26 protein-coding genes and 3 tRNA genes are annotated in these 26,066 nt (G+C 61.2%); 11 read left to right on the top strand and 18 right to left on the bottom strand.

Annotation, left to right across the window (positions count from 1 at the left end; translation table 11 throughout):
• Positions 1-87: 87 nt before the first annotated feature.
• From GOX01_RS06055 to GOX01_RS06030, 6 genes are all read left to right on the top strand, one after another.
• Positions 88-948 carry an outer membrane protein assembly factor BamD gene (locus GOX01_RS06055; protein WP_226986660.1) on the top strand — a complete coding sequence of 287 codons (861 nt, stop codon included), beginning with the start codon at positions 88-90 and terminating at the stop codon, positions 946-948.
• 45 nt (positions 949-993) lie between these two features.
• Entirely contained in the window at positions 994-2,715 is a 1,722-nt protein-coding gene (recN, locus tag GOX01_RS06050) for a DNA repair protein RecN (protein WP_011251763.1), read from the top strand.
• Complete coding sequence (gene ligA, locus GOX01_RS06045; RefSeq protein ID WP_011251764.1) at positions 2,712-4,763, top strand: NAD-dependent DNA ligase LigA; 2,052 nt, start codon at positions 2,712-2,714, stop codon at positions 4,761-4,763. Before recN ends, ligA begins: the two co-directional genes overlap by 4 nt.
• A gap of 70 nt (positions 4,764-4,833) precedes the next feature.
• Entirely contained in the window at positions 4,834-6,183 is a 1,350-nt protein-coding gene (locus GOX01_RS06040) for a hemolysin family protein (protein ID WP_011251765.1), read from the top strand.
• 36 nt (positions 6,184-6,219) lie between these two features.
• Positions 6,220-6,792 (top strand): nicotinamidase, encoded by a 573-nt coding sequence (locus tag GOX01_RS06035; RefSeq protein WP_011251766.1) that lies wholly within the window; start codon positions 6,220-6,222, stop codon positions 6,790-6,792.
• Between the two features lie 26 nt (positions 6,793-6,818).
• On the top strand, positions 6,819-7,214 hold the full coding sequence (locus GOX01_RS06030) for an Ivy family c-type lysozyme inhibitor (RefSeq protein ID WP_231139129.1): 396 nt from the start codon (positions 6,819-6,821) through the stop codon (positions 7,212-7,214).
• A gap of 41 nt (positions 7,215-7,255) precedes the next feature.
• Here GOX01_RS06030 and GOX01_RS06025 read toward each other — a convergent pair.
• The 3 genes from GOX01_RS06025 to gpt all read right to left on the bottom strand — a co-directional run bounded on the left by GOX01_RS06025 (position 7,256) and on the right by gpt (position 7,982).
• Positions 7,256-7,332 (bottom strand) — tRNA-Arg (locus tag GOX01_RS06025).
• Positions 7,333-7,350: 18 nt separating this feature from the next.
• Positions 7,351-7,427 (bottom strand) — tRNA-Pro (locus GOX01_RS06020).
• Between the two features lie 48 nt (positions 7,428-7,475).
• Positions 7,476-7,982, bottom strand: coding sequence for a xanthine phosphoribosyltransferase (gene gpt / locus GOX01_RS06015; protein WP_011251768.1), 507 nt, complete (start codon positions 7,980-7,982; stop codon positions 7,476-7,478).
• Positions 7,983-8,052: 70 nt separating this feature from the next.
• On the opposite strand from gpt, the gene GOX01_RS06010 reads away from it, so the two are divergent.
• Positions 8,053-9,279, top strand: a complete 1,227-nt coding sequence (locus GOX01_RS06010; protein ID WP_011251769.1) for an MFS transporter — start codon at positions 8,053-8,055, stop codon at positions 9,277-9,279.
• A 70-nt stretch (positions 9,280-9,349) separates the two neighbouring features.
• On the opposite strand, the gene GOX01_RS06005 is transcribed toward GOX01_RS06010, so the two are convergent.
• From GOX01_RS06005 to ispH, 4 genes are all read right to left on the bottom strand, one after another.
• Positions 9,350-9,425 (bottom strand) — tRNA-Asn (locus GOX01_RS06005).
• 109 nt (positions 9,426-9,534) lie between these two features.
• Positions 9,535-9,987 carry a ribonuclease HI gene (gene rnhA, locus GOX01_RS06000; protein WP_011251770.1) on the bottom strand — a complete coding sequence of 151 codons (453 nt, stop codon included), beginning with the start codon at positions 9,985-9,987 and terminating at the stop codon, positions 9,535-9,537.
• Complete coding sequence (locus tag GOX01_RS05995) at positions 9,980-10,930, bottom strand: homoserine kinase (RefSeq protein WP_011251771.1); 951 nt, start codon at positions 10,928-10,930, stop codon at positions 9,980-9,982. Before GOX01_RS05995 ends, rnhA begins: the two co-directional genes overlap by 8 nt.
• Positions 10,931-10,936: 6 nt before the next feature.
• Positions 10,937-11,947 carry a 4-hydroxy-3-methylbut-2-enyl diphosphate reductase gene (gene ispH, locus GOX01_RS05990; protein ID WP_011251772.1) on the bottom strand — a complete coding sequence of 337 codons (1,011 nt, stop codon included), beginning with the start codon at positions 11,945-11,947 and terminating at the stop codon, positions 10,937-10,939.
• A 102-nt stretch (positions 11,948-12,049) separates the two neighbouring features.
• Here ispH and GOX01_RS05985 point away from each other — a divergent pair, with 102 nt between their 5' ends.
• Both GOX01_RS05985 and GOX01_RS05980 read left to right on the top strand, forming a co-directional pair.
• A complete protein-coding gene (locus GOX01_RS05985; RefSeq protein ID WP_011251773.1) occupies positions 12,050-12,643 on the top strand; it encodes a hypothetical protein in 594 nt (197 codons plus the stop codon).
• A gap of 132 nt (positions 12,644-12,775) precedes the next feature.
• Positions 12,776-14,659, top strand: coding sequence for an OPT family oligopeptide transporter (locus GOX01_RS05980; RefSeq protein ID WP_228119088.1), 1,884 nt, complete (start codon positions 12,776-12,778; stop codon positions 14,657-14,659).
• A gap of 23 nt (positions 14,660-14,682) precedes the next feature.
• On the opposite strand, the gene GOX01_RS05975 is transcribed toward GOX01_RS05980, so the two are convergent.
• The 3 genes from GOX01_RS05975 to GOX01_RS05965 all read right to left on the bottom strand — a co-directional run bounded on the left by GOX01_RS05975 (position 14,683) and on the right by GOX01_RS05965 (position 16,636).
• Positions 14,683-15,240, bottom strand: coding sequence for a hypothetical protein (locus tag GOX01_RS05975; protein WP_062269536.1), 558 nt, complete (start codon positions 15,238-15,240; stop codon positions 14,683-14,685).
• A 216-nt stretch (positions 15,241-15,456) separates the two neighbouring features.
• Positions 15,457-16,029: a cob(I)yrinic acid a,c-diamide adenosyltransferase gene (locus GOX01_RS05970; RefSeq protein WP_062269530.1), complete on the bottom strand. Its 573-nt coding sequence runs from the start codon at positions 16,027-16,029 to the stop codon at positions 15,457-15,459.
• A gap of 16 nt (positions 16,030-16,045) precedes the next feature.
• Positions 16,046-16,636, bottom strand: coding sequence for a DUF4142 domain-containing protein (locus GOX01_RS05965; RefSeq protein ID WP_011251777.1), 591 nt, complete (start codon positions 16,634-16,636; stop codon positions 16,046-16,048).
• A gap of 116 nt (positions 16,637-16,752) precedes the next feature.
• Here GOX01_RS05965 and GOX01_RS05960 point away from each other — a divergent pair, with 116 nt between their 5' ends.
• A complete protein-coding gene (locus GOX01_RS05960; protein ID WP_011251778.1) occupies positions 16,753-17,184 on the top strand; it encodes a DUF423 domain-containing protein in 432 nt (143 codons plus the stop codon).
• A 6-nt stretch (positions 17,185-17,190) separates the two neighbouring features.
• Here GOX01_RS05960 and GOX01_RS05955 read toward each other — a convergent pair whose 3' ends face one another.
• Positions 17,191-17,523: a hypothetical protein gene (locus GOX01_RS05955; RefSeq protein ID WP_011251779.1), complete on the bottom strand. Its 333-nt coding sequence runs from the start codon at positions 17,521-17,523 to the stop codon at positions 17,191-17,193.
• Positions 17,524-17,612: 89 nt separating this feature from the next.
• Between GOX01_RS05955 and GOX01_RS05950 the strand changes: the two genes are divergently transcribed.
• Positions 17,613-18,137 carry a thioredoxin family protein gene (locus GOX01_RS05950; RefSeq protein WP_228119089.1) on the top strand — a complete coding sequence of 175 codons (525 nt, stop codon included), beginning with the start codon at positions 17,613-17,615 and terminating at the stop codon, positions 18,135-18,137.
• Between the two features lie 41 nt (positions 18,138-18,178).
• On the opposite strand, the gene GOX01_RS05945 is transcribed toward GOX01_RS05950, so the two are convergent.
• The 7 genes from GOX01_RS05945 to rplS form a co-directional block, all read right to left on the bottom strand.
• The gene (locus GOX01_RS05945; protein ID WP_024717132.1) at positions 18,179-19,867 is read right to left on the bottom strand and encodes a M3 family oligoendopeptidase; all 1,689 of its coding nucleotides are present in this window, start codon (positions 19,865-19,867) and stop codon (positions 18,179-18,181) included.
• Positions 19,868-19,908: 41 nt separating this feature from the next.
• Complete coding sequence (locus tag GOX01_RS05940) at positions 19,909-21,120, bottom strand: pyridoxal phosphate-dependent aminotransferase (RefSeq protein ID WP_062269528.1); 1,212 nt, start codon at positions 21,118-21,120, stop codon at positions 19,909-19,911.
• Positions 21,117-22,319 (bottom strand): pyridoxal phosphate-dependent aminotransferase, encoded by a 1,203-nt coding sequence (locus GOX01_RS05935; RefSeq protein WP_024717130.1) that lies wholly within the window; start codon positions 22,317-22,319, stop codon positions 21,117-21,119. Before GOX01_RS05935 ends, GOX01_RS05940 begins: the two co-directional genes overlap by 4 nt.
• A gap of 151 nt (positions 22,320-22,470) precedes the next feature.
• Complete coding sequence (gene leuB / locus GOX01_RS05930) at positions 22,471-23,580, bottom strand: 3-isopropylmalate dehydrogenase (RefSeq protein WP_062269526.1); 1,110 nt, start codon at positions 23,578-23,580, stop codon at positions 22,471-22,473.
• Positions 23,577-24,203: a 3-isopropylmalate dehydratase small subunit gene (leuD, locus tag GOX01_RS05925; protein WP_011251785.1), complete on the bottom strand. Its 627-nt coding sequence runs from the start codon at positions 24,201-24,203 to the stop codon at positions 23,577-23,579. Before leuD ends, leuB begins: the two co-directional genes overlap by 4 nt.
• The gene (leuC, locus tag GOX01_RS05920; protein WP_062269524.1) at positions 24,203-25,630 is read right to left on the bottom strand and encodes a 3-isopropylmalate dehydratase large subunit; all 1,428 of its coding nucleotides are present in this window, start codon (positions 25,628-25,630) and stop codon (positions 24,203-24,205) included. Before leuC ends, leuD begins: the two co-directional genes overlap by 1 nt.
• Before the next feature lie 21 nt (positions 25,631-25,651).
• A complete protein-coding gene (rplS, locus tag GOX01_RS05915; RefSeq protein WP_011251787.1) occupies positions 25,652-26,044 on the bottom strand; it encodes a 50S ribosomal protein L19 in 393 nt (130 codons plus the stop codon).
• Positions 26,045-26,066: the final 22 nt, after the last annotated feature.

Genomic DNA, 26,066 nt, shown 5'->3' with positions numbered 1-26,066 from the left:
TCAGCGCATTCCCGTGATATAAGACGAGCTTCCACGGGAAGAGCAGGTATGACAAGCAGCACTCAGCGTCATTTTGAAGCATCGGTCATGAATGGTGGTTTCATTCTGAGAGCTGCGGCTGTCAGCGGGTTTCTGCTGCTTTCCGGCTGTTCGCTGTTCTCGCACCAGCATGAAAAGCCCGCGATTCCCAAAACCGCCGATGCCGAGACCCTGTACAATTACGGGATCGATGCCCTGCACACGGGCCATTACGAACTAGCCGGCGGTGAATTCGAGCTGCTGCAGCAGAACTACCCCTATTCCGGCTTCACGGGTAACGCCGAGCTGATGGAAGGGTATGCCTACTACCTTCAGGGCGAATACGCGCTTTCGGTCCAGCAGCTCGAACGCTATCTGCAGCTGCATCCAACCAGCCCGGACGCGGCCTATGCCTTCTATCTGCGCGCGCTCTGCTATTACGAGCAGATCGCAAACGTCGAGCGTGACCAGCAGGGCACCGTTGAAGCCTTGGATGCGCTGGAAGAGGTCATCACCCGCTTCCCGCAGACATCCTACGCCCGTGACGCCCAGCTGAAGATCGATCTTTGCCGCGACCATCTGGCGGGCAAGGAAATGCTGGTCGGCCGCTGGTACCAGCAGCAGCGCAACTATGAAGCCGCCATGACCCGCTACCAGCGCGTCGTGCAGGACTACCAGACGACCAACCACGTCGCTGAAGCGCTCGAGCGTCTCGTGGAGGTCTATCTGGCTCTTGGCCTGAAGGATCAGGCGCACCAGACCGCCGCCGTTCTGGGCTATAACTATCCCGACAGCCAGTGGTATCGTTATGCCTATAATGATCTTCGGGAAAACCACCTGCTCAAGAGCGACCTCAAAAAGCCGGTCATTCACCCGGAGCAGCAGGCTCACCGTGGCTTCTTCTCCCGCGTCTGGCACAGCGTCTTCTGATATCGTCTCTTTGAAACGGGACGACATGCTCCCAACATTGCTGTCATGCTGACACATCTCTCGATCCGCGACGTCGTTCTGATCGAAAAGCTCGATCTTGGTCTCGCCCCCGGTCTGACGGTCCTGACCGGCGAGACCGGAGCCGGCAAGTCCATCCTGCTCGACAGTCTGGGACTGGCCCTCGGGGAGCGTGCCAGTGGTGGTCTCGTCCGCTCGGGAGCGTCTCAGGCCAGCGTGTCGGCCATTTTCGAAATCGCCAGCGACCATCCCGTCTTTGCCCTGCTCGACGAGCACGGCATCGTGCGCGAAGACCCGACGGACCCGGTGGTCCTGCGCCGTATCGTCACGCCGGATGCCCGCTCCCGCGCCTATATCTGCGATCAGCCGGTCGGCGTCGGCCTGCTGCGCCGTGTGGGTGCCCACCTCGTGGAAATCCAGGGCCAACACGAACAGATGGGCCTGGCCGATCAGAGTACCCATCTCGATCTGCTGGATGCCTTCGGGATTGCTCCCTCCCTGCGGGAAAAAACGGCTCAAACCTTCCGCCAGTGGGCCGCGGCCCGCAGCGCCCTGAAAGCGGCGCGGAACGACATGGAAGCCGCAGCCCGCGAGGAAGAATGGCTGCGTCAGACAGTCGATGATCTGGAGCGTCTGGCCCCTCAGGAAGGCGAAGAGGATGCTCTCGCGGCAACACGCGTCAGCCTTCAGCGCGATGAGCGTCGCGGCGAAGCCGTTGCCGCCGCACTCTCGGAACTGACCCCGCGTGACCGCCGCTCTTCCGCCCCTGCTGCTGCCCTGCGCTCGGCCAGCCGCGCCCTTGCCCGACTTCTGCCCGCCCCTACGGAGACGGAAACGCTTTCCGACAGCCATCAGACACAGGCCCAGGACGCGCTCGACGCCCTTGGAAAAGCAGAAGAAGCACTGGCCGAAGCTGAAATGCTGCTGAGCCGTCTGGCTGCCGATACGGAAGGCGATCCCCGCCTGCTGGAGGAGACGGAAGAGCGGCTTTTCGCCCTCCGTGCCGAGGCCCGCAAACACAATGTCTCCGTTGCCGAACTTCCTGGTTTTCTTGCCGAGCTGAAAAGACGGCTCGCGGCCCTCGATTCCGGCAATGCTGAACTGGCGCGTCTGGAAACGGCCCTGACCGAAGCGCGCCTTGCCTATGAAGATGCGGCCCGCACGCTTTCTGCGGCCCGGAAAAAAGCCGCCGAGAAGCTGGAAAAGGCCGTCAGTGCGGAGCTGCGCCCCGTCAAGCTGGAGCGCGCCCGCTTCATCGTCTCGCTCCTGCCGCTTGAGCCCGACCACTGGAACAGTCAGGGCATGGAACAGGCCTCCTTCCTGATCGCCGCCAACCCTGGACAGTCGCCCGGACCTCTCGCCAAGGTAGCCTCCGGCGGTGAGCTGTCGCGTCTCATGCTTGCGCTGAAAGTGGTACTGGCGGAACGCTCCGATGTCGGGACGCTCGTCTTCGATGAAGTCGATTCCGGCGTTGGCGGTGCCACGGCATCCTCGATCGGGGACCGACTGCACAAGGTCGCGCAGGACGTACAGGTTCTGGTCGTCACCCACAGCCCGCAGGTCGCGGCGCGCGGCGACCATCATCTGCGGATCGCCAAACGTGTCCGCAATGACCGGACCGAGACCCTGGCCGAACCCCTGCCCCATGACGCCCGGCGCGAGGAAATCGCCCGGATGCTTGCGGGCGACATCATTACAGACGCAGCCCGAGGGGCTGCCGACAGCCTTCTGGGACATCAGATTTCATGACAACCGCCCCTGTTTCTGCCGCCGAGCGTCACGCTGCACTCGAAGCGGACCTCGCGCAGTGGGACGAGGCGTATCACGGACGCGACGAGCCGGAAGTTTCCGATGCCGTCTATGATGCTGCGCGGCGTGAGCTTCTGGCGCTGGAGGAAGCATATCCGGATCTCCGCTCCCAAGAGGGAGCCAGCCAGCGCGTCGGCGCCACACCCGATTCCGCTTTCGGCAAATATCGCCATCTCGTCCCCATGCTGTCGCTCGACAATGTCTTCGATCCGGAAGGATTCGATGGCTTTGTCTCGCGTGTGGGCCGCTTTCTCGGCCTGGACGAGGACGGACTTCAGGCCCTCCAGTTCGTGGCCGAACCCAAGATCGACGGCCTCTCCATCAGCCTGACCTACGAACACGGGCATTTCGTGCGCGGGACCACGCGCGGAGACGGCATCGAAGGCGAAGACGTCACGGCCAACCTGCTGACCCTGAAGGATATTCCACGCGAACTGCCCGGCGAAGCACCCGAACGGGTTGAAATCCGTGGCGAAGTCTTCCTCTCCAAAAGCAGCTTCCTGACCCTCAACGAACAGCAGGTCGCACGCGGAGCAAAGCCTTTCGCCAATCCCCGCAACGCCGCAGCGGGGTCCCTGCGCCAGCTTGATGCTGAAATCACCCGCAGCCGTCCGCTGTCCCTCTTCGCCTATGCGCAGGGATACACGTCCTCGCCGGTTGCGACGACACACTGGGACTATCTGGAAAAACTGCGGAGCTGGGGGTTCACGGTCAATCCGCTCTCCCAGATGATTGCCCATGCCCGCGACATTCCGGCCTATGTGGAGAAACTGGCGCGCGAACGCTCGGAACTGGACTATGACATTGACGGCATCGTCTTCAAACTGGACGATCTGAGCCTTCAGGATCGTCTCGGCTTTGCCGGCCGCGCCCCCCGCTGGGCCATTGCGTGGAAGTTTCCGGCAGAACAGGCCATCACGCGTCTGCGGGAAATCGAGATCCAGGTTGGCCGCACGGGCGCACTGACACCCGTCGCGCATCTGGAGCCCGTGAATGTCGGCGGCGTCATCGTCTCGCGCGCGACCCTGCACAACGAGGACGAAATCGCCCGCAAGGACGTGCGCGTCGGGGATCTGGTCCGCCTGCAGCGCGCCGGAGACGTGATCCCGCAGATCCTCGGTCCCGTCCCGAGCGAGGAGCCCCGTTCAGAACCTTTCGTCTATCCCGACCACTGCCCCGTCTGCGGATCGCTCGCCGAGCGCGTGCATGGTGAAGCCGTCCGCCGCTGCACAGGTGGCCTGACCTGCGAAGCGCAGATCGTGGAGCGCCTGATCCACATGGTGTCACGCAACGCGTTCGACATCGACGGGCTGGGCGAACGCAGCATCCGTGAGTTCTACGACGCAGGCTATATCCGCAGGCCCGGCGACATTTTCCGCCTGCGCCAGCACGAAGAGGCCCTGCTCCAGCGTGACGGCTGGGGACGGCTGTCGGTAGACAATCTCTTTCGCGCCATCGAGGACCGCCGTACCATCCCCCTGTCCCGGCTGATTTTCGGGCTTGGCATCCGCCGCATCGGAGAGCGCAACGCCCAGCTTCTGGCCCGGCATTACCAGACCTTCGAAAACTGGCGGACCGCCATGCTGGCCGCCCGGCCGGACTCCGAAGAACGCGCCTCCCTGGGCGCCATCATGGGCGTGGGCGATGCGATCGCCGATGAACTCTCCGCCTTTTTCTCCGAAAGCCACAATATCGAGACCCTCGATGATCTGGCCTTGGAGCTGAAGGACATCATTGCCGAAGAAGCCCCCTCGGAAGGGCATCTTTCAGGCAAGGTCATTGTCTTCACCGGCACCCTGACCACCATGAGCCGCCCGGAAGCCAAGGCCATTGCAGAGCGTCTGGGCGCACAGGTGACGGATAGCGTGTCGAAAAAGACCTCTCTGGTCGTGCTGGGCGAAAAAGCCGGTTCCAAAGCCAAGAAAGCCGCAGAACTCGGGATCGAGACCGTCGATGAAAGCGGCTGGCGCGTGCTGGCGGGGCTGTAACAGAACTGCAAAACCGGAACGCTGAGAAAGTTGGTAACATCCCACTTTTTCAGGGTATAACGCCTTCCGCATGTCAGTCTCCCCTTCCTCCCAGCACCAGATCGTTCTTCTCCTGCTGGGCCTTGTCGCCACGGTCGCGCTGATTGGCGTCTCCGTGCTGATCTCGCTGTCCGAAATCTCCTTTGCCGCAGCGCGCGACGTGCGGCTGCGCTCAAGGGCGGAAGCGGGCGACCCACGGGCCGTTGCGTTCCTGAAGCTGCGCCGCAACAGCGGTCAGGTCATCACGGTCCTTCAGATCTGCCTCAATGCCGTCGGTGTTCTGGGCGGTATCATCAGCGAATCCATGCTGAGTGACCCCATTGCGGAAGGCTTCCGTGCCTTGGGCACGGGCCCGTCACTCGCCAGCAAGCTCGGCTCCGCCTGCTCGTTCATCCTGATCACCGGCCTGTTCGTCCTGTTTGCCGATCTGCTCCCCAAGCGCATCGCGATGAACGCGCCGGACCGGATCGCACTCAAGGTCGGCTGGTTCCCGGCCGTCGCCCTCAAGGTTCTCTATCCGGCCGTTCTGGTATTCTCGAAGATTTCCGACTGGCTTCTCAAGCTCCTCAAGATCCCGGCCGCGGCCACCGTTGAGCCCGTAACACCTGAAGACCTGCGGGCCATTCTCGCGGCAGGAACAGCCTCGGGTGTGCTTCTGGAAGAAGAACACCAGATGATCCAGAACGTTCTGGGCCTTCAGGACCGCGCCGTGACGTCCGCCATGACCCCGCGCGATGAAATCGTGTTCCTCGACGTTCAGGAAAGCCCGGAAAGCCAGCGCGACAAGGTCCGGGTCCGTCCCTATTCGCGCTATCCGCTGTGCGATGGCGGTCTGGACAAGGTCATCGGCTCCATCCGTGCCGAAGACGTGCTGGTCGCTGTCGTGGACGAACCGCAGCCCAAAAGCACCGGTCTGGCACCCGTAGCCAGCCAGATTTTCAAGATGCGGCGTGATGTCCTGTCCCTGCCCGACACGCTGAACCTGTGGGAAACCCTGGCCCAGTTCGAAGCCCACTCCGCCGGCTTCGCGCTGATCGTCAATGAATATGGTCTGGTTGTGGGTCTCATCACCTACAAGGACATCATGGGCGCGCTGATGGACGGTCTGGTCAGCCCGTTTGAAGAGCAGGCCATCGTCCGCCGCGATGATAAATCCTGGCTGATCGACGGCGCCGCCCCCATCGGCGACGTCATCCGCGAACTGGACATTCCCATGTTCGACGATGCCCAGAACTTCGACACGGTTGGCGGCTTCGTCATGAACCGTCTGCGCCGCATGGCCCGCAAGGCGGACAGTGTGCAGTCTTCGGGCTTCCGCTTTGAAGTCGTTGACGTGGAAGGCTTCAGAATCAACCAGTTGCTGGTCACACGACTGAACTGACTTCCAGTCCTTAGCGGAGACTGCTTAGATCATACCATGACCGATCTCAGCCGCTCCGCTCTCATCCTTGTCGATATCCAGAATGACTTCCTGCCCGGCGGCGCTCTGGCCGTTCCGGACGGAGATGGTATTCTTGAAGCCGTCAATGCGCTTGCCAGACATCCGTTCAGGGCGGTCATCGCGACGCAGGACTGGCATCCTCCCCGACACTGTTCCTTCCGCACGCAGGGCGGTCCCTGGCCCGTTCACTGTGTTGCCGGAACTCATGGCGCGGATTTCCCACAAACGCTCCTGCCGGAGCCTGTGACGCATATCATCCGCAAGGGCGTGCTCCAGGGACGGGACAGCTATTCAGGCTTTCTCGATAATGACCGTGCAACCTCGACCGGGCTGGACGAGTTATTGAAGGGGCTGGACATAGAGCACGTCGTGATCTGCGGCCTCGCCCTTGATTACTGCGTAACGGCCACTGCGCTGGATGCCGTGAAGTGCGGCTATCGCACAGATGTGGTTCCACAAGCCTGCAGGGGTATCGCACCAGACCCCGGCGATGCGCTGAAAAAACTTGAAAAACAGGGTGTTCTGCTCAAAAGCCTGAACACTTTCTGAAGGTCGGAACAATGCGGATAACCAGAGTGCTTCCTGTCATTCTCGCACTTGCGACACTCCGGACAGTCTCGGCTGCGACACCACCGACAACGGCTGAACTGGTGGGCGAAAACGGGTTCAGACAGGCCTATCAGGCCATGTTGACCCTTCCGTCATGGGTGACGACAGCGCAAGCGACGTCCGTACCCGTCAGCACCTTCAGCCTCGGGGGCAAGCCTTACATTCTGGGCCATATGTGTCGCCCCCATGACTGTGCCGCGGAGCAACTGGAAGTCGTATTCGCGAAGGATCATTCAGCAGCCTGGGGCCTTCTGAGCCTCAAGGACGAGAGATCTCTCAGGCAGAACTTTCTGGGCGCACCGGACGCAGCCATGCAGAAGGTTCTTCTCAAAGCCTATCAGGATAATAATCCATCAGACTGAAATTAAAGGAAATCAGGCGCCAGTTGAGCCTGGGGAATGGCTGGCGCGCCCTACTGGATTCGAACCAGTGACCCACAGCTTAGAAGGCTGTTGCTCTATCCAGCTGAGCTAAGGGCGCATCAATGATGCCATTAACTGGTCGGGGCGCCCGGACTCGAACCGGGGGCCTCTTGTACCCAAAACAAGCGCGCTACCAGGCTGCGCCACGCCCCGAACCGGCCGGAACCTAGGATGTCTGACCGGTCGAGGCAAGGGGGTTTTTTATTCGCCTTCACTTCTCACGAGCGGAGGCACGAAAAGCGGCGCCGTATCCCACGGGAACAGGACCCAGGTGTCCTGAGCGACTTCCGTCACGTAATGATCGGTGAAGGGCTTGCCTTCGGGCTTGGCGTAGAGGCAGGCGAACACGGCCTTGGGCAGCAGTTCACGCACGATACGGGCGGTGACACCCGAATCCACGAGATCGTCCACGATCAGGAAGCCTTCACCATCGCCGGCGGCAACAGGCGGCTTGACGACCTTCGGCTCGTGCTGCGTGCCTTCCTCGCCGGCATAGCTGATGACCGAGACGCTCTCGATCAGGCGGCAGCCCATTTCGCGCCCGAGAATTGCGGCGGGGATCAGGCCACCACGGGTAATGGCGACGATTCCACGGAAAGGACCATGCTTCTGCATGAGGGTTGCGGCCAGAAGACGCGCGTCACGATGGAGCTGGTCCCAGGTGACGGTCGCATAATGAACGGTTTGGGGGGTCTGATTGGCTGTCATGGTCTTCCTCTGCCTTCCGTCTCGTAATTTTGCAATAAACTTGAGCGACGGAAATGCCTAAAGTGCCGCAATGATCGATCCGGCCCTGCGCTCTCTCCCCGGCCTTCCGTCCCTGATTGTCGGAAGAATTTTCTCACAGCTCTCAGCAACCACCATGACGATCGCCATCGGATGGCAGGTCTATGCGCTGACACATGACGTAGCGTCTCTGGGCTATCTGGGGCTGGCGCAGTTCCTGCCCATGGTGCCCCTGACCTTTGTCGCCGGTCATGTCGCGGACCGCTTCAACCGTCGCAGCATCGTCCTGATCTGTCAGGTCTGCGAAATCCTGGCCACTGCGACACTGGCCTTCGGGGCCGCGTTTCATCTGCTGACAACAGGCGCCATTTATACGTTCGGGGCGTTCTACGGTGTTCTGAGAAGCTTCGAGATGCCGTGCCAGCAGGCTTTCCTGCCCGCAATCGCGCCGCCTGCCCTTCTGCCCCGGGCGCAGGCCATGCTTTCGTCGCTGTTCATGACCTCCTCCATTGTCGGGCCAAGCCTGGGCGGTCTGCTCTACGGCATCGGACCGGTCGTGTGCTACGGGCTCTCCACGGCTGGGTTCACAGTGGCTTTTGCCGGAACATTCTCGCTCAGACTGCTTCATACCGTTCCGGCCAAGGAACCGATCACGTTTGCTTCGGTCTTTGCGGGTCTGTCCTTCCTCAATCGCCGCCGGGACCTTCTGGGAGCCATCACCCTCGACCTCTTTGCCGTGCTGCTGGGGGGCGCGACAGCCATGCTGCCCGTCTATGCAGACGGTATCCTGCGTGTCGGACCGATCGGTCTGGGGCTGCTGCGTGCGGCTCCAGCCGTTGGGGCGCTTCTGATGTCCTGGGGCCTGTCACGCTATCCGCTGAAGGGGCGCACCGGCCTCATCATGTTCATGGCTGTCGTCATGTTCGGCATTGCGACGATCGTCTTTGGCGCATCCCACACGGTCTGGCTCTCGATCGTAGCCCTGATGGTTCTCGGAGCTTCGGACGTCATCAGCGTGGTGATCCGCTCCTCACTGATCCAGCTGGCCACATCGGATTCGATGCGCGGGCGGGTCTCGGCGGTGAACACGCTGTTCATCGGCTCCAGCAATCAGCTCGGCGAATTCGAGAGCGGCATGCTCGCAACCGCGATCGGACCGGAAGCCGCCGTCATTGCTGGTGGCATTGGGACTATTCTGGTGGCGGCGGTCTGGACCCGCTTCTTCCCGCGCCTGTGGGCGCTCGACCGTCTGGAAGACATCTTTCCGGAAGAGCAGTAAGCCCAGAAACGCAAAAAGCTCCCGAGAGGGAGCTTTGTTTGCGGCCGAAGCAGCTTCCCAAAGGAAAGGCTGGCTCCCGAAGTAGGACTCGAACCTACGACCCAGCGATTAACAGTCGCTTGCTCTACCAACTGAGCTATTCGGGACCGGCGAGGTGGTATGTAGCCAAATGGTCGGGGTCGGTAAAGCCCCTAAATGAACTTTTTTGTCGATTTTTTCGTTTCTCTTCAAAGACCTGAGAAAAACCGTCATTTTTCAGAGCTCTTCACGCCCCCGGGTCGCGAGTTGATCCACGCGTTCGTTGTTCTCGTCGCCCGAATGACCCTTGACCCAGAGCCAGTCGATCTCATGCGGTTTCGCGGCTTCCAGGATCCGCTGCCACAGATCCATATTGGCCACGGGATCGCCTGCCGCATTGCGCCACTTCCGGCGCACCCAGCCCGTATGCCAGCGGGTGATGCCGTTGCGCAGATACTCACTGTCCGTATGCAGCGTCACGATGCAGGGACGTTTGAGCGCTTCGAGCGCCTCGGCTGCGGCTGTCAGTTCCATGCGGTTGTTGGTGGTTTCCGGGTCGCCGCCCAGAAGTTCCTTTTCCTGACCGCGGCAGACCAGAAGCGCTCCCCATCCACCGGGGCCCGGATTGGGTTTGCATCCCCCATCCGTCCAGATTTCGACCCGGGGACGTTCTCCAGACGCCTCAGACATGAGACGCGCTTTGGAAATGACGCAGGCGCCGCAGATAGGCCAGCGGATCCTTACGGGTCACCAGGGCATCAGCGGGGGTGTTGATCCAGTCGTAAAGCCGTGTCAGCAGAAAGCGGATCGCAGCGCCCTGACACAGGGTCGGTAGCGCGGCTTTTTCCGCGTCACTCAAGGGACGAACGCTCTCGTACCCCTGCATGATGGCGGCGGCGAAAGACGGCTCGAATGTCTTTTCGTCCCGGAAACACCAGGCATTCAGGCAGATCGCCAGATCGTAGGCCAGAAAATCCGTGCAGGCGAAATAGAAATCGATCAGCCCCGAGACCTGCCCGTTCTGGAAAAAAACGTTGTCCGGAAACAGGTCCGCATGGATCTGCCCGCGCGGCAGATCGGCTGTTGCCGGCCATGCAGCCTCGACGTTCTGAAGCGCCTTGCGGACTTCAGCAGTCAGACCGGGTGAAAGCTCGTCTCCACTCTCGCCGCAACTGTCGAGCAGCGGCCCCCAGGCTGCCGGAGACAGGGCATTGGGCCGGACGGCATCATACCCTTCACCAGCGATATGCAGCCGGGCCAGCACCTTGCCGAGTTCGAGACACAGGTTCGCGTCAAGCTGCGTTGCGGAAACGCCGGGAAGAAATGTCGTGATAGCGGCGGGACGGTCTGCAAGGCTGCGCAGGGCAGTCCCGCTCCGGTCCGATACGGGAAGCGGGCAGTTCAGCCCCCTGCCCGCCAGATACTGCATGAGCCCCAGAAACCATGGAAGTTCACGAGCATTCACACGCCGTTCGAACAGCGTGAGAATGAAATCCCCCTCCGTCGTCCGGAGGAGGAAGTTGCTGTTTTCGACACCCTCGGCGATGCCATGAAACGAGACCAGCGTCCCGATATCGTAAGTGCCAAGAAACGCCTCGAGCGTCTCGGCCGCCAGTTCCGTGTAGACGGCCATGAGAGATCAGTCGTCCTCGCCAGCCAGCGGACCGGGCAGACGGAAGTTGATGTTCTCTTCCTTGACGATCCGCTCTTCGATCTTGAGCGTGTACTTCCCGGCCAGAGCCGTCACCATTTCCTGCACGAGGCTCTCGGGAGCGGACGCACCGGCACTGATGCCCAGCGTCTCCACGCCTTCGAGGACGCTCCAGTCAAGGTTTTCGAGCTTCGGCACCAGCAGGGCACGACGCGCGCCGGAGCGCTCGGCGACTTCCCGCAGACGCTGCGAGTTGGACGAATTGGGTGAGCCGATCACGATCACCAGATCGCTCTCAGGCGCAATCGCCTTCACGGCTTCCTGACGGTTGGTCGTGGCATAGCAGATGTCTTCGCGCTTGGGGCCCTCGATGAGCGGGAAACGCGAGCGCAGGATGTCCACGATTTCGGCCGTGTCATCGACCGAAAGCGTCGTCTGCGTGATGAAGGCGAGCTTCGTCGGGTCTTCCGGCTGGATCGTGCGGGCTTCTTCCGCATCGTTGATGAGCGTAACGGCGCCCGGCGGGAGCTGCCCCATCGTGCCCACGACTTCCGGATGGCCGGCATGGCCGATCATCAGGATGTGACGCTGGTCCGGGCCACCGCCGGCAAAATGACGCTCGGCTTCACGATGCACCTTCGAGACCAGCGGGCAGGTCGCATCCAGATAGAGCAGATTGCGGCGCTGGGCCTCGGCCGGGACCGCCTTGGGAACGCCGTGAGCCGAGAAAACGACATGTCCGTCTTCGGGAACCTCGTCCAGTTCCTCGACGAAAATGGCGCCCTTGGCTTCCAGTCCTTCCACGACGGTCCGGTTATGGACGATTTCGTGACGGACATAGACCGGAGCGCCATAACGGCGCAGCGCCTCTTCCACAACACGGATGGCACGGTCCACACCGGCACAGAATCCACGCGGACCGGCGAGCAGGACGCGAAGGGTTTTATGGGCTTCCACACCGTCGGTGCGGGAAGGAGCGAAAGTCGTCTGTTCTGACATGGTGTTCCCCAAGCGGGCGGAGTTCGATATGTAGGACCAGTATCGACCGGATTGCCTCTCGTCGCAACGTCCGGGCCGCTTTGTTGGGAGTTTCTTCAGCTGATGCCAGCCATCCGGCGCCTCGCCTCGCCCCTGTTTGCTCCGGCTTTTGCCCTTGTGGCGCTTTCGAGTCTGGCCGGCTGCGACGAATCCAACCCGAGTTTCTTCGCACCTGCCTGCCCGACGCTCGATATCCCGGGTTCGGCAGCGGACCAGTTCGTCTATGACGGCAAGAGCGCGGATATCGGCAGTCTCGTCAGCCATGCCCAGATCGCCTCCCTCTCCGGGGACTGCGAACGTGGTCCGGATGGTCCGCACGGTCATCAGACGGTCCGCACGCGCCTGAGCCTTGCGATGAACCTGACCCGTGGTCCGGCTGCGACCAGCAGCACGATCGACGTGCCGTATTTCATCGTCATCATGCGTGACGGCAAGATCGTGGACAAGAAGGTCTTCACCGACAGCTTCCGCTTCCCGGCCAATGTCAGCACGCAATCGGTGCGGACGAACCTGCGCCTGATCGATCTTCCTGCCACGGACAACATGACGCAGGAAAATCCTTACACGCTCGAGATCGGCTACCAGCTGACGCATGGCGAACTCGGGTATAACCGCGAGCATCTCGCACCGGTCTCCTTCCACAGCCACACACAGTAACCAGAACGCCGGGTCAGCCTTTCAGACACAGGCGACAGCCCGTTATTTCATTATAACGGACTGCCGCGAATGGCCCGGCATACGGACACGGCGGAATGTTCCGTGCCGGCTATCATTTCGGAACAGAAACACATGGACAGTCGCGAACTGACCCTCCGCGGGATTATTCTCGGAGCCCTCATCACGGTCGTCTTTACGGCAGCGAACGTCTATCTGGGCCTCAAGATCGGCCTGACTTTCGGCTCGTCCATTCCCGCCACGATCATCTCGATGGCCGTTCTGCGCCTTATGGGCGGTGGGACCATGCTGGAAAACAACATGGTCCAGACCCAGGCTTCCGCAGCCGGAACCCTGTCCTGTGTGTTCGCTGCGCTCCCGGCCCTGATCATGGTCGGATACTGGCATGAATTTCCCTATGTCATCACGCTTCTGCTGACGATGGCGGGTGGCATGACGGGCGTTGTCTTTACCATTCCGCTGCGACGCGCGCTCGTGAGCAACTCCGATCTGCCCTACCCCGAAGGCACGGCCTGCGCGGAAATCCTGCGCGCCTCCTCCCCTGAAGGTGATGCCCGGAGCCTGAGATCCCTCACCCTCGGCACCATCGTTTCAGGTGCCGTTGCCTTCGCAACCTCGGGGCTACGTCTTTTGTCAGACGGGTTCTCAGCCGCAACCGTCGTGGGATCGTCCGCTTTCCGGCTGAATGGCAGCTTTTCACTGGCCCTGCTGGGAACGGGCTATCTGGTCGGGATCGGTGGCGGGATTGCCATGCTGCTCGGTGTGTTTCTGGCATGGGGCATCATGGTGCCGGTTCTGGGCCATCTCGCCCCTTCAGCCACCCCACTGGCAGACGCAACGGGCCTCTGGCTGCACAAGGTGCGGTTCATCGGCGCTGGCACCATTGCAGTTGCCGCGATCTGGACCCTGCTGGCCCTCGCGAAGCCCGTGGCCCAGGGGCTGAAGGAAGCGCTCTCCGTCACTCATCTGGCAACGGGAGATGACAGCGACCGCGATCTGACGCCCCGGACGCTGATTGCCCTGTGTGCAGGCCTCGCGGTGCTGCTGGCAGGACTGTTCGCCTATTTCCTGTGGCCTGTCATGCCGCATGGGGGTGCGCTGGCCACCCTGATCCTGCTGGGTCTGGTCGCCTGCTTCGGGCTGGGCTTTCTGGTCGCCAGCGCCTGCGGCTACATGGCCGGGATCATCGGATCTTCGTCCTCGCCCATCTCCGGCGTAGGAATCATTGCCATCATTGCCATTTCGGTCGCCCTGTGGGGGCTGGAAAGCACTGGACTGCTGAGCGTAGAACAGCGCCCCATGGCCATTGCCTTCGGGCTTTTCGTGCTGTCTGCCATTACGGCCTCGGCAGCTGTTTCCAATGACAACCTGCAGGACCTCAAGACCGGTCAGCTTGTCGGTGCGGCGCCCTGGAGGCAGGAAGTTGCCCTGCTGATCGGCTGTGTGGTCGGGGCGATCGTTATCCCCTGGGTGCTTCAGGTTCTGTATCAGGCCTATGGCTTTGCCGGAGCCATGCCGCGTGAGGGCATGGACCCGTCACGCGCGCTTGCCGCGCCGCAGCCTGCGCTGATGGCCGCCATCGCCACCGGTATCCTGACCCACCAGCTTGACTGGCTTATGCTGGAAATCGGAGCGGCCCTTGGCGTGCTTCTGGTCGTTCTGGATGTCGTGCTGCACCGGCGCAATCTGGCCCTTCCGCCGCTGGCGGTCGGGATGGGCATCTATCTTCCGGCAGATGTCTCGGTCACCATCGGAATTGGTGCGGGGTTGGGATGGCTGCTGCGTCGCTTCCCCAAGGAACAGGGAACGATGATCGCGTCAGGCTTCATTGTGGGAGAGAGCCTGATCGGCGTGGCGCTCGCTGCCATGGCGGGCGCGACAGGAAGCGCCGATACACTGGCGCTTCCTGTCCCGACCCTGCTGAATGCAGGGCTGGGATGGGCAGTTTTCTGTGGCGTCCTGCTCTGGTTCGGACGGCAGGTCAGACAGTCAGACTAAGTTCAGCCGGGTGAAGCCCGGGATCAGGCTTTCACCCACCACTGTACCGGCTCCTGCTCGGCCACTTCCATCTCTGCCATTTCCGCGGCTGCGGGAGCGGCTTCCTTGCGGGGGCGGCCGACAGGACGGGGCGCACGACGTGCAGCCTCGGCAGCCTGTTCGCGGGCCTGATGCAGGCATGCCTTCAGCGTCTGGATCGCATCCTGGTTTTCACGCAGTTCGCGGTTCAGTTCGGTGATCTGGATTTTCGCATGGGCTTCGCGCGTCTCGAACGCCTTGAGCTGGGAGCGGACTTCCATCAGGCTCCGCTCGGCTTCTTCCCAGCGGCGCTGCTCGCGCTTGACCGACTGACGCAGGCGCTCGATTTCTTCCTGGTCTTCCTGACTGGGATTGCGCGCGGCAATTCCGCGGCCTCCCTGATGTTCGACCACAACCTGTCCGTCACGGACGAAACGCCGGCGACGTTCGGGAGTGGGTGTGAGAGGCCGGGGCTTGGAAGAGCGGGAGGAGGCTCCTGCCCCCAGACGGGCCAGAGCCTGTCGCAGCTTGTCTTCTTCGTTAACCTGATGCTCGTCCTGCATTCTGTATTCTTCAACCAATATGATATTTGTAGATTTCGTCCCTGCCGGACAGGCCTGCCAAAAAGACAGAAAAGCTGACCGGACCTCGGCCCACCCAGCAACGACTTGCCCTGACAAGGATATGAAAAGTCGACTCGTCTGGAGGAACTCCAGCGTTCTGACGCGAGTTTCCTAGCACTTCACCGGCATTCTGTCATCAGGACAATAAGCGAAGGCTTATATTTTCTTCTGGTGCCAGCGTCCCGGAGACCAGAGAATATCCGTTGCACCATGATTATTGGCGTGACGGGCAAGAACAAAGAAGTAATCGGACAGTCTGTTCAGGAAACGAAGTGTTTCTGCAGGCACCTGTTCGAGCACAGCCACCCGGCGTTCGGCCCGCCGCGCGACGGTTCTGGCCAGATGCGCGTGCGCTGCGACGAGGCTTCCCCCGGGCAGGACAAAGCTTCTGAGTTCCTGCTGGGACTGGCGCATCTCCTCCAGCCGGTCTTCAAGCCAGAGACTGGCTTCCGCAGTCAGGCTGGGAGCGCGGTCCGGATCGGGCAGACAGAGATCCGCGCCGAGATCGAACAGGCAGGACTGGATCTGCCGGACTTCTTCTTCAAGACCGGAAGTCCGGGTGTCCTGTGCCATGTAACAGCACAGGACACCAAGCTGGGCATTGAGTTCATCAACAGTCCCCATCGCTTCGATACGGTCAGACGACTTGGACACGCGTGTCCCGTCTCCAAGTGACGTCTGTCCCCCGTCTCCGCCACGGGTCACGATCCTGTCGATGCGGATGCTCATGCCCTGATCCTGCTGCTTAGCGGCTTCTTTTATGCTTGGCGTGATGGCTGATCGTGCGATCGCCCATCAGGTCATGCGCACGGGACGTGTGATCCGTCAGCATCTTGTCCGTATCCGAAGCAAGGGTCTTCACATCCGCCGTACCGCCCGAAGCCTTGGCCGTCGTAATCGCCTTGGTCAGGTCTGCCGTGCGGGTGCTCACAACATCACGCAGGAACATGCGATCAAACGCTGCCCCATAGAGATGCGAGAACGAATCGACATGCTCCTGATCGGCCGCATCGATCTTGGCCGCCACGGTCAGGTTGCCATCCGAGGCGATCTTGGCGACGGCCTTCTGATTGGTCGTGTGATCCGCCTGAACGGTTGAGGCGAATGCCTTGATCACGTCGCTGTTGCTGTGCGTGGCGGCAAGTGTCGCAATGGCGATCTGCGTCTGGTCCATCTCATCAATCTGCTGGATGAAGGCCGCGTCCGCCGTGGTCAGCTTGTATGTGGATGCCACGCTCGGAAGAGCAGGAGCCGGCGGCGCATCCGGAGCATTACAGGCGGCCAGACCGGCAAGAAGGCCGGCGGACAGGCACAGACGGAGATACGAAACAGTCATCGAAGCTTCCTTTTTCAAACGCACCTGCCTTCAAAAGGACAGGCCGCGACAGACTGACACTCCACTCATGACAGTCTCTCATTCGCTGTTCAGACAACACATGATACATTCACGGCATGTCCGCAAATCCTGTCCGCGCCAGTCTGCCCGATCCGCTCCGGGGAAGTTTCATTTTCGCCACCCTTTCGGCGGCTTCCGGCGTCATGCTCGGCGCATTGTCCGCCCATCTTCCGGACAGGCTTTTTGCTGTTCCGGGTGGACGGGCCATGCTGCATTCCGCAGTCGAGATCCAGATGTGGCATGCGCTGGGCCTTTGCGTACTGTCCCTGAACGCATCCCGTCTCTCGCCGAAACTGATCCGCCTGTCCTGTCTGTGCATGGCGGTGGGCATGGTGCTGTTCTGCGTGCCGGTCACACTGCTCGCCCTGTTCAATCTGAAACTTGGCCCTATGTCCGTAGGACGGATCGCCCCTTATGGCGGGACGATGCTCATGATCGCCTGGTGCCTGGCCGCGGCATCCGCCCTGCGGCGTCCGTTCCAGGACTGAGTCCTGTCAGACGCGGTTTTTTCTGATTCGCTGAAAAATCAGCAGACCAATTGCCTGCACGCCAAGCGCCAGAAGGAAGCAGGCAATCATGATCCCCGTCAGGATAAGCTGTTCGCGTCCAAGACCGGATTCAATATGAAATAGGCTGTAGAGCTCCTGCCAGGCGGATGTTCCCGCCACATGCTGCGCAAGCTTGATCGCCGGCTGCCAGAAGCGGAACACCGATGCGAAGGCGAGCGTCAATGCCACGAGAATTACGGTCCGGATCAGGGTTTCCGCAACGCTGATCTCGCGCGGAGACGTCACGTCCGGGCGTGATGGTGTTTTTTTCAAACGCATGACCTTTCGTCAAAACTGGGCTTTAATCATCTGTTCCCGTCGTTCTGCGTTATGGCATGCAGAGGACAACATCAATGAAAGCCTTTTTCATGCGCCGTTCCCTTCTTGCCGCTGCCGGCCTCGGTCTGGCGCTTACCGCAACCCTTCCCGCTCATGCCGCGTCCACGGAAATGACCCCGACACCTGCTCCGCAACTGACTGAAACGTCGGCGCCCCCCGTCGCCACGCCCTATCCGGACACGACAGTCGCCCACGATCAGGTGGCGCAGGCCTTCGCTCTGGCGCAGAAGACGCATCGCAAGGTTCTGCTCGATTTCGGTGGCAACTGGTGCCCGGACTGCAAGATGCTCAGCGGCATTTTCGCCCTGCCCGACGCGGCACACTGGCTGGACAGCCAGTTCGTCGTCGTCCCGGTCAATGTGGGGCGCATCAATACCAATCTTGATCTGGCCGCACGCTATGGCGTGACCATCAAGGCCGTCCCGACCGTCATCATCGTGACACCGGACGGCCACGCCCTGAACAGCGACGGCTCCACGGCTCTGGGCAATGCCCGCAGCATGTCACCACAGGCTGTTCTGGACCTCATTTCCAGCTGGAACAAACGCGGCTAAGTCCCTGAGGCTCCGGCTTTTTCCGGAGCCTTACCCTGTGTTCAGAGGGCGAGAACCTGCTCGGCCTCATGCACGACTTCCGCCAGAACATCGGCCTCGAACGGAGAGGTCAGCCCGGCCTCGGACACAAGCTGCGCGAAAGGTTTTGAGCCTCCTTCAGCGCAAAGCCTGCGATAGGTTTCGAGCGTTCCTTCCCGGTCCAGACGCGAACCCAGCCAGAGCTGCAATGCGCAGCACTGGGCCAGCGCGTAATCGATGTAATAGAACGGCAGCCGGTAAATATGCAGCTGCGCCTGCCAGCGTCCGCCCTTCGCCGGATAGGCCAGATCGCCCCAGTCCCGCCACGGCATATAAAGCTTCTCCAGTCGCTGCCAGGTCTGATGACGCTCTTCCGGTGTCATCTCCGGACGGGCGTAAACTTCATGCTGGAAGTGATCCACGCAAACGCCATACGGGAAGAATGACAGCGCGTCGATCAGATGCATCCGACGGTACCGGTCCGCCGCACCATCCTCGACCAGAGCGCCAATCTGCGGCCAGGTCAGGAACTCCAGCCCCATGGAATGGATTTCAGCCGCTTCCATGGTCGGCCAGAGCTGGTCAATCCACGGCAGGTCACGGCTTTTCCAGTTCTGGAAAGCATGACCCATTTCATGGGTGAAAACGCCGATATCGTTATGGGTGCCATTGAAATTGGCGAAGATGTAAGGCGTTCCAACTGTCGGAAAAGACGTGCAGAACCCGCCCCCGGCCTTGCCCTCACGGTTCTTCAGATCAAGATAGCCCTGATCCCGCATCTGGGCGTAGAAATCGGCCATCTCGCCTGACGGATCGAGATCGCGGAACATGCCTTCCGCACGCGCGACCAGAAGATCATGATCCCCCGCCGGCCCGGGATTCCCCTGAAGGTCGATAAGCGCCTCATCCCACGCCATCACCTTGTCCCAGCCCATTTTCAGGCGTCGGCGTTCGACCAGCGAACTGATCAGTGGCGTGACATAGGCCAGGATTTTCTCACGGAAAGCCGCGACCTGCTCGGGCCCATAATCCGTCCGCCGCATCCGGCGATACCCAAGTTCGATATAGTTCTCGAAACCGAGCGTCTTTGCCATCCGGTCGCGCAGGGCGACGAGCTTGCCGTAAAGGGCATCCAGCTCGGCACCGTTTTCCTCAAAAAACGCCCAGCGCGCCGCCTCGGCAGCATGACGGACATCCCGGTCCATTCCCTGAAGATACGGCACCAGTCCCGACAGGTTGAGCGTCTTGCCGTCGAAAGGAATTTTCGCGGCTGCCAGAAGCGCCGTGTATTCCCCCGCAAGCCGTGCTTCTTCCTCAAGATCCGTGCTGATGCGCGGATCAAAGGTCGTCGTATCAGATTCCCAGAGCCGCACCACATGCGGCGTCACGATGGCTTCAAGCCCCTCGCGGTCAGGATCGGCCAGAAGGCGTTTTTTGACCGTCACCTCATGATCGGTCGCGACCGGGGACAGCCGGTCGGCATAGTCACGATCAGCCTTCGCCGCTTCATCCTGCGTATTGCGCGAAAACTGCAGATGCACATGCGAGGCCCACGACTCATACTCGCGCCGGACAGCATCAAAAGCGTGCAGGGCTTCCACACGGTCACCGGCATCAAGCAGGGACGCGATGGCATCATAACGGGCCTTGAGAGACTGTTCGTCAGGCCGGGGGAAAGACAGTTCGGAAAAGGGAGGGATTGTCTTCGTCATGGCATAATTCTGCCATTCCCCGGCGCTTGCGTCCATGCCTGTCAAACGGTCCGGATATCGCCCACAAACTGTGTGATACGACGGCAGGCTTCGACCAGCTGCTCATGCGAAGCAGCAAAAGACAGGCGCAGATACGGGCTGTATCCGAACGCCGAGCCCGGCACGGTCGCGACATGCGCTTCGTCCAGAAGTGCCTCCGCAAAAGCCACATCCGTGTCGAGCAACCGTCCCTGCCCCGATGTGCCACCAATCAGGGCCGCAACCCCCGGATAGGCATAGAACGCACCATCCGGCATCACACAGGTCAGACCCGGGACCTGCTGCAAGGCCCCCACGACCAGACCGCGTCGGCGCTCATAGGTTTCCAGCATCCGGGCGATCCCGTCAGCGTCTCCATCCAGAGCCGCGACCGATCCGGCCTGTGCGAGCGTGCACACGCCGGACGTGGAATTGCCCTGCACCGCGATCATGGCCTGGATCAGCGGGACCGGGCCACAGGCGAACCCCACGCGCCAGCCCGTCATGGCATAGGCCTTGGCCATCCCGTTTACGATCAGGATACGGTCCGCCAGATCCGGCGCGACACTCAGCAGGGAGAGGTGTTTCTTCCCGTCAAACGTCAGATGCTCATAGATCTCGTCGCTCATCACGAGGACATGCGGCGCTTCGCGCAGGACATCTGCGATGGCTTCAAGATTCTGACGCTCAAGAATGGCACCGGTCGGATTGTTCGGGAAATTCAGAACCAGCCATTTCGTCCGCGGCGTAATGGCCTCACGGATCGCTTCAGGGTCAGGGCGGAAGCCATTCTCTTCCCGGCAGCGGATCTCGACCGGAACTCCGCCCAACATCCGGGTAATCAGCGGATAGCTGACCCAGTACGGCGCGGGCACAATGACCTCGTCGCCGACTTCAAGAGACGCCATCAGCGCGTTGAAAATGACCTGCTTGCCACCATTCGCAACCATGATCCGGTCAGACGTAACGTCCAGAGCGTTATCACGACGGAACTTCCGGATAATGGCGTCAATCAGCGGCTTCTGACCGGGGATCGGCGGGTAACCGGTATCCCCAGCTTTCGCAGCGGCATAAGCGGCTTCGATCGCTTCGGGCGGCGACGGAAAGTCGGGCTGACCGAGTGCGAGCGAAATGACATCCGCCCCCTGCGCCTTCAGTTCACGCGCGCGTGCCGCCATTGCAATGGTTGCGGGACGGGGAAGATCAGCCAGACGGGATGCGATGGTGAAACTCATGAAAGCCCTCGGCAGAAATTCTGGACCCGGGTGCAGGCTTCCTTCAGAAGCTCCGTGCTGGTCGCATAGGATATCCGGAAATAGCCCGGCGTCAGGAACGCCGTGCCATGCACGGCCGCCACACCGGTTTCTTCAAGCAGAGCCGTCACGAAGGCTTCGTCCCCATCGATCAGGCGACCGCCTTTGCTCGTCTTACCCAGTGTTCCGGCAATAGACGGAAATGCATAGAACGCGCCTTCGGGAAGAGCGCAGGACAGACCCGGCGCCTCATTCAGCATCCCGATCACGAGATTGCGCCGCTCCTGATACACCGCGACCATTTCGGAAATGAAGTCCTGCGGTCCGGAGACAGCTTCCTGTGCGGCGGCCTGGGCAATGGAGCACGGATTGCTAGTGCTCTGCCCCTGGAGCTTGACGAGCTGTCGCGTAAGTTCAACGGGCGCTGCCGAAAATCCGATGCGCCAGCCTGTCATGGCATAGGCCTTGGACACACCGTTCATCGTCACGGTGCGCGAGCGCAGACGCGGCTCGACCTGAACCACGGTTTTGGCAACAGCCCCGTCATACAGGAGCTTGGCGTACATATCGTCTGTGAGGATCCAGATATCCGGATAGTCCAACAGCACATCCGTCAGCGCCTTGAGAGCCTCGGTATCGTAAGCCGCGCCTGTCGGATTGCAGGGCGAATTCAGACAGAGCCACTTTGTCCGGGGCGTGATTGCGGCGCGAAGCTGCTCAGCCGTCAGACGGAAGCCGTTTTCCGGGTCGGTCTGGACAATGACGGGCGTACCATCGGCCAGCGTCACGATGTCGGGATAGGAAACCCAGGCAGGAGCCGGAATGATGACCTCATCCCCTGCATTCAGGGTCGAAACCATGACATTGTAAATGACCTGCTTGCCGCCCGTGGAGACGCAGATTTCCTCGGCTTTATAATCAAGATCGAAATCAGCGTTCAGACGCGCCGCCACGGCCTTGCGCAGTTCGAGTGTGCCTGCCACGTCCGTATATTTGGTCTTGCCGGCCTCAATGGCCCGGATGGCCGCCCGCTTGATGAAGTCAGGCGTATCGAAATCCGGCTCACCTGCGGAAAGGCTGATAATGTCACGGCCTTCTGCCTTCAGAGCGCGGGCTTTCTGGGTCACGGCAATCGTCTGGCTGGGAAGGATACGGTTCAGACGGTCGGCAATAAAGGACATGACAGGTTTCCGGATCATTTCGATGTCGCGATCCTAGACATGTTCAGGCAGTTTTGACCACAGGTGGGCGGGCTTTGGGCAACAAAAAAGGCGCCTTCCCTGAGGAAGGCGCCTTGAGGCCGACAATGCGGGAAAGCCAGTCGTGGGAAAATCAGGCCAGCTTTTCCATTTCGCGAAGTACCGCCTGCCCCATCATTTCGGTGCCGACTCGAGCCATTCCCGGTGACATGATGTCGCCGGTCCGCAGACCCGAAGCCAGGACATTCGAAACCGCCATCTCGATCAGGTCGGCATCCTCGGCACGATTGAGCGAGTAACGCAGCAGCATGGCAAACGAAAGGATCTGGGCCAGCGGATTGGCGATCCCCTTGCCCGCGATGTCCGGTGCGCTGCCATGGATCGGCTCGTACAGGGCATTGCGCTTGCCATCCGCGCGAACCGGGCCAAGCGTGGCCGAAGGCAGCATGCCGAGCGAGCCCGTCAGCATGGAGGCCAGATCGGACAGGATGTCGCCGAACAGGTTGCCCGTAACGATAACGTCGAACTGGTTCGGGTCGCGGACCAGCTGCATCGCGCAGTTATCCGCCAGCATGTGAGACAGCTGGACGTCCGGATATTCACGCTTGTGGACATCGGTCACGACCTCCTTCCACAGAAGGCCGCTTTCCATGACATTGCACTTCTCGACCGAACACACGCGGTTGTCGCGCTTGCGGGCAAGATCGAAAGCAACCCGTGCCACACGCTCGATTTCGGACGTCGTGTAGACTTCCGTGTTGATGCCACGACGCGAGCCATCGGGCAGCGTCTCGATCCCACGCGGCTCACCGAAATAGATGCCCCCGACCGTCTCACGGACGATCATCAGGTCCAGCGCGCGCACCACTTCAGGCTTCAGCGCAGAGGCATCGATCAGGGCATCGAACAGCTTGGCGGGACGCAGATTGGCGAACAGTTCAAGTTCCTTGCGGAGCTTGAGGATCGCCACTTCGGGACGCTTGTCGAAGCCCACATGGCTCCAAGCCGGATCGCCCACCGAGCCGAACAGCACCGCGTCAGACTGACGGGCCAGTTCAATGACCTCATCACGGATCGGCACGCCATGGACGGCCAGAGAAGCCGCACCGACGAGTTCTTCCGTAATTTCAAGCTTCAGCCCGCGATGCGCACTCATCCAGTGCACGATCCGCGCGACTTCGCGCATGACTTCTGGACCGATCCCGTCTCCGGCCAGAACCAGAAGCTTGTATGCGTCGCTCATTTCACAGTCCCTATGGTAATTGACGGCACCCAGGCACGGCTCGGACGATGCTCGAAACTGGTGATCTCGGCATCATGCGCCATGGTCTGCCCGATATCGTCCAGACCTTCGAGCAGCATGTGACGGCGGAACGGATCGACATCGAACGGAATGCCCTCCCCGTTCGGGCGTACGATCACCTGACGCTCCAAATCCACCGTCAGGCGCGAATTCGCTCCCTGACGGGCATCATCCATCAGTTCGTCACAGATCTCGCGCGGCAGACGGATCGGGAGAATGCCGTTCTTGAAGCAGTTATTGAAAAAGATGTCGGCAAAGCTGGGCGCAATAACGCAGCGGATTCCGAAATCCAGCAACGCCCAAGGCGCATGCTCACGCGAGGATCCGCATCCCAGATTATCATACGTGATCAGGATTTCAGCGTGCCGGTAAGGCTCCTGATTGAGCACGAAATCCGGCTTTTCATTGCCGTCCGCGTCATAGCGCTGGGCCGCGAAAGCGTTCTTTCCCAGACCCGTCCGCTGGATGGTCTTGAGAAAGCGCGCCGGAATGATCTGGTCCGTATCGATATTCTCGGTCGGCATCGGCGCCGCAATGGCGGTCAGTTCCGTGAACTTGTCCATCAGACGGTCTCCTTCACCAGTTCACGCACATCGCACAGACGTCCCGTGACAGCGGCTGCGGCCGCCATGGCGGGCGAACACAGATGTGTCCGGCCATCCGGGCCCTGACGTCCTTCAAAGTTGCGGTTGGATGTCGAGGCGCAGCGCTGGCCCGGCGTCAGACGGTCCGGGTTCATTCCCAGACACATCGAGCATCCCGCCTCACGCCATTCGAACCCGGCATCCAGAAAGACCTTGTCCAACCCTTCAGCCTCAGCCGCATGCTTCACCAGACCGGAGCCCGGCACGATCATGGCGCGAACGCCTTCCGCGACATGCCGTCCGCGGACCACGTCCGCAGCAGCGCGCAGGTCTTCCAGACGGCTGTTCGTGCAGGAGCCGATGAACACGACATCCACCGGCGTCCCGGCGATCTTCTGCCCGGCTTCAAGGCCCATATAATCCAGGGCCCGCTGGATCTGGGCTGCACGAGCCGGATCGGGCTCATCGGACGGGGACGGCACGGAACCATCAATCGGCAGCACGTTCTGCGGGCTGGTGCCCCAGGTGACAGACGGGATGATCTCTTCAGCGGCGAGCGTGACTTCCGTATCGAAATAGGCGCCATCGTCAGAGGCAAGGCTGCGCCAGTAGTCGCAGGCCTGCTCGAACGCTTCGCCCTTCGGTGCAAACGGACGGCCCTTCACATAGGCGAAGGTGGTTTCGTCGGGTGCCACCAGACCGGCACGCGCGCCGGCTTCGATGGACATGTTGCACAGCGTCATACGGCCGGCCATGTCCAGACCACGGATCGCGGATCCTGCAAATTCAATGACATGACCGGTGCCGCCAGCGGTACCGATCCGGCCGATGATGGCCAGCATAATGTCTTTCGCCGTCACGCCGGGACCGACCTTGCCCTCGACGGAGACACGCATGTTCTTCGCGGGCTTCTGCAGGATCGTCTGCGTCGCCAGCACGTGTTCGACTTCGGACGTACCAATCCCGAACGCCAGCGAGCCGAGCGCGCCATGCGTGGAGGTGTGGCTGTCGCCGCAGACGATCGTCATGCCTGGCAGGGAAATGCCCTGCTCCGGCCCGACAACATGCACGATGCCCTGAGAGGCGGAGCGCAGCGGGAAATAGGGGACGCCGAATTCGGCGACATTCTTCTCAAGCGTTTCGATCTGGAGGCGGCTCTGCGGCTCCTCGATCGGCTTGGAACGGTCGGACGTGGGGACATTGTGGTCCGCCACGGCCACCGTGGCATCCGGACGACGCACGCGGCGCCCGGACATCCGCAGGCCTTCGAAAGCCTGCGGACTTGTCACCTCGTGGACGAGGTGCCGGTCGATGTAGAGGATGCACGTCCCGTCCTCGAGACGTTCGACGACATGATCGTCCCAGATCTTGTCAAAAAGGGTTCTGGGCGAATTGGTAACGGGCATCCTGTCTCTACTCCGGACGGTTTAGGAAGCGGCCATGCTGTCAGCCTTCGGCAGATCGCGCGGACGCTCTGCGATACGGGCGGACTTACCCGAACGGCCACGCAGGTAATACAGCTTCGCGCGACGGACCTTACCGCGACGCACGACTTCGATGCTGGCGATCGACGGTGCGTACAGCGGGAACACGCGCTCCACGCCTTCACCGTTGGAGATCTTGCGAACCGTGAAGTTGCTGTTCAGGCCCTTGTTGGAACGGGCAATGACAACGCCTTCGAAGCTCTGCACACGCTCACGCGTGCCTTCGACAACGCGGACGCCAACGCGAACCGTGTCACCTGCAATGAACTCGGGAACAGCGCGGACGCCGGAAAGACGCTCGATCTCGCGCGCCTCATACTGCTGGATAATGTTCATGATCAAACTCCTGAAAACAAAA

It is taken from the genome of Gluconobacter oxydans (assembly GCF_006539685.1).
Classification (GTDB): Bacteria; Pseudomonadota; Alphaproteobacteria; order Acetobacterales; family Acetobacteraceae; genus Gluconobacter; species Gluconobacter oxydans.
The sequence above is the reverse complement of the archived record's forward strand: the minus strand, read 5'-3'. Positions and strand labels throughout refer to the sequence as shown.

What these genes read in the sequence shown, in the direction of transcription:
- GOX01_RS06055 (WP_226986660.1), top strand. Translation starts at nt 88, where the DNA reads ATGAATGGTGGTTTCATTCTGAGAGCTGCGGCTGTCAGCGGGTTTCTG.
- recN (WP_011251763.1), top strand. Translation starts at nt 994, where the DNA reads ATGCTGACACATCTCTCGATCCGCGACGTCGTTCTGATCGAAAAGCTC.
- ligA (WP_011251764.1), top strand. Translation starts at nt 2,712, where the DNA reads ATGACAACCGCCCCTGTTTCTGCCGCCGAGCGTCACGCTGCACTCGAA.
- GOX01_RS06040 (WP_011251765.1), top strand. Translation starts at nt 4,834, where the DNA reads ATGTCAGTCTCCCCTTCCTCCCAGCACCAGATCGTTCTTCTCCTGCTG.
- GOX01_RS06035 (WP_011251766.1), top strand. Translation starts at nt 6,220, where the DNA reads ATGACCGATCTCAGCCGCTCCGCTCTCATCCTTGTCGATATCCAGAAT.
- gpt (WP_011251768.1), bottom strand. Translation starts at nt 7,982, where the DNA reads ATGACAGCCAATCAGACCCCCCAAACCGTTCATTATGCGACCGTCACC.
- GOX01_RS06010 (WP_011251769.1), top strand. Translation starts at nt 8,053, where the DNA reads ATGATCGATCCGGCCCTGCGCTCTCTCCCCGGCCTTCCGTCCCTGATT.
- rnhA (WP_011251770.1), bottom strand. Translation starts at nt 9,987, where the DNA reads ATGTCTGAGGCGTCTGGAGAACGTCCCCGGGTCGAAATCTGGACGGAT.
- GOX01_RS05995 (WP_011251771.1), bottom strand. Translation starts at nt 10,930, where the DNA reads ATGGCCGTCTACACGGAACTGGCGGCCGAGACGCTCGAGGCGTTTCTT.
- ispH (WP_011251772.1), bottom strand. Translation starts at nt 11,947, where the DNA reads ATGTCAGAACAGACGACTTTCGCTCCTTCCCGCACCGACGGTGTGGAA.
- GOX01_RS05985 (WP_011251773.1), top strand. Translation starts at nt 12,050, where the DNA reads ATGCCAGCCATCCGGCGCCTCGCCTCGCCCCTGTTTGCTCCGGCTTTT.
- GOX01_RS05980 (WP_228119088.1), top strand. Translation starts at nt 12,776, where the DNA reads ATGGACAGTCGCGAACTGACCCTCCGCGGGATTATTCTCGGAGCCCTC.
- GOX01_RS05975 (WP_062269536.1), bottom strand. Translation starts at nt 15,240, where the DNA reads ATGCAGGACGAGCATCAGGTTAACGAAGAAGACAAGCTGCGACAGGCT.
- GOX01_RS05970 (WP_062269530.1), bottom strand. Translation starts at nt 16,029, where the DNA reads ATGAGCATCCGCATCGACAGGATCGTGACCCGTGGCGGAGACGGGGGA.
- GOX01_RS05965 (WP_011251777.1), bottom strand. Translation starts at nt 16,636, where the DNA reads ATGACTGTTTCGTATCTCCGTCTGTGCCTGTCCGCCGGCCTTCTTGCC.
- GOX01_RS05960 (WP_011251778.1), top strand. Translation starts at nt 16,753, where the DNA reads ATGTCCGCAAATCCTGTCCGCGCCAGTCTGCCCGATCCGCTCCGGGGA.
- GOX01_RS05955 (WP_011251779.1), bottom strand. Translation starts at nt 17,523, where the DNA reads ATGCGTTTGAAAAAAACACCATCACGCCCGGACGTGACGTCTCCGCGC.
- GOX01_RS05950 (WP_228119089.1), top strand. Translation starts at nt 17,613, where the DNA reads ATGCGCCGTTCCCTTCTTGCCGCTGCCGGCCTCGGTCTGGCGCTTACC.
- GOX01_RS05945 (WP_024717132.1), bottom strand. Translation starts at nt 19,867, where the DNA reads ATGACGAAGACAATCCCTCCCTTTTCCGAACTGTCTTTCCCCCGGCCT.
- GOX01_RS05940 (WP_062269528.1), bottom strand. Translation starts at nt 21,120, where the DNA reads ATGAGTTTCACCATCGCATCCCGTCTGGCTGATCTTCCCCGTCCCGCA.
- GOX01_RS05935 (WP_024717130.1), bottom strand. Translation starts at nt 22,319, where the DNA reads ATGTCCTTTATTGCCGACCGTCTGAACCGTATCCTTCCCAGCCAGACG.
- leuB (WP_062269526.1), bottom strand. Translation starts at nt 23,580, where the DNA reads ATGAGCGACGCATACAAGCTTCTGGTTCTGGCCGGAGACGGGATCGGT.
- leuD (WP_011251785.1), bottom strand. Translation starts at nt 24,203, where the DNA reads ATGGACAAGTTCACGGAACTGACCGCCATTGCGGCGCCGATGCCGACC.
- leuC (WP_062269524.1), bottom strand. Translation starts at nt 25,630, where the DNA reads ATGCCCGTTACCAATTCGCCCAGAACCCTTTTTGACAAGATCTGGGAC.
- rplS (WP_011251787.1), bottom strand. Translation starts at nt 26,044, where the DNA reads ATGAACATTATCCAGCAGTATGAGGCGCGCGAGATCGAGCGTCTTTCC.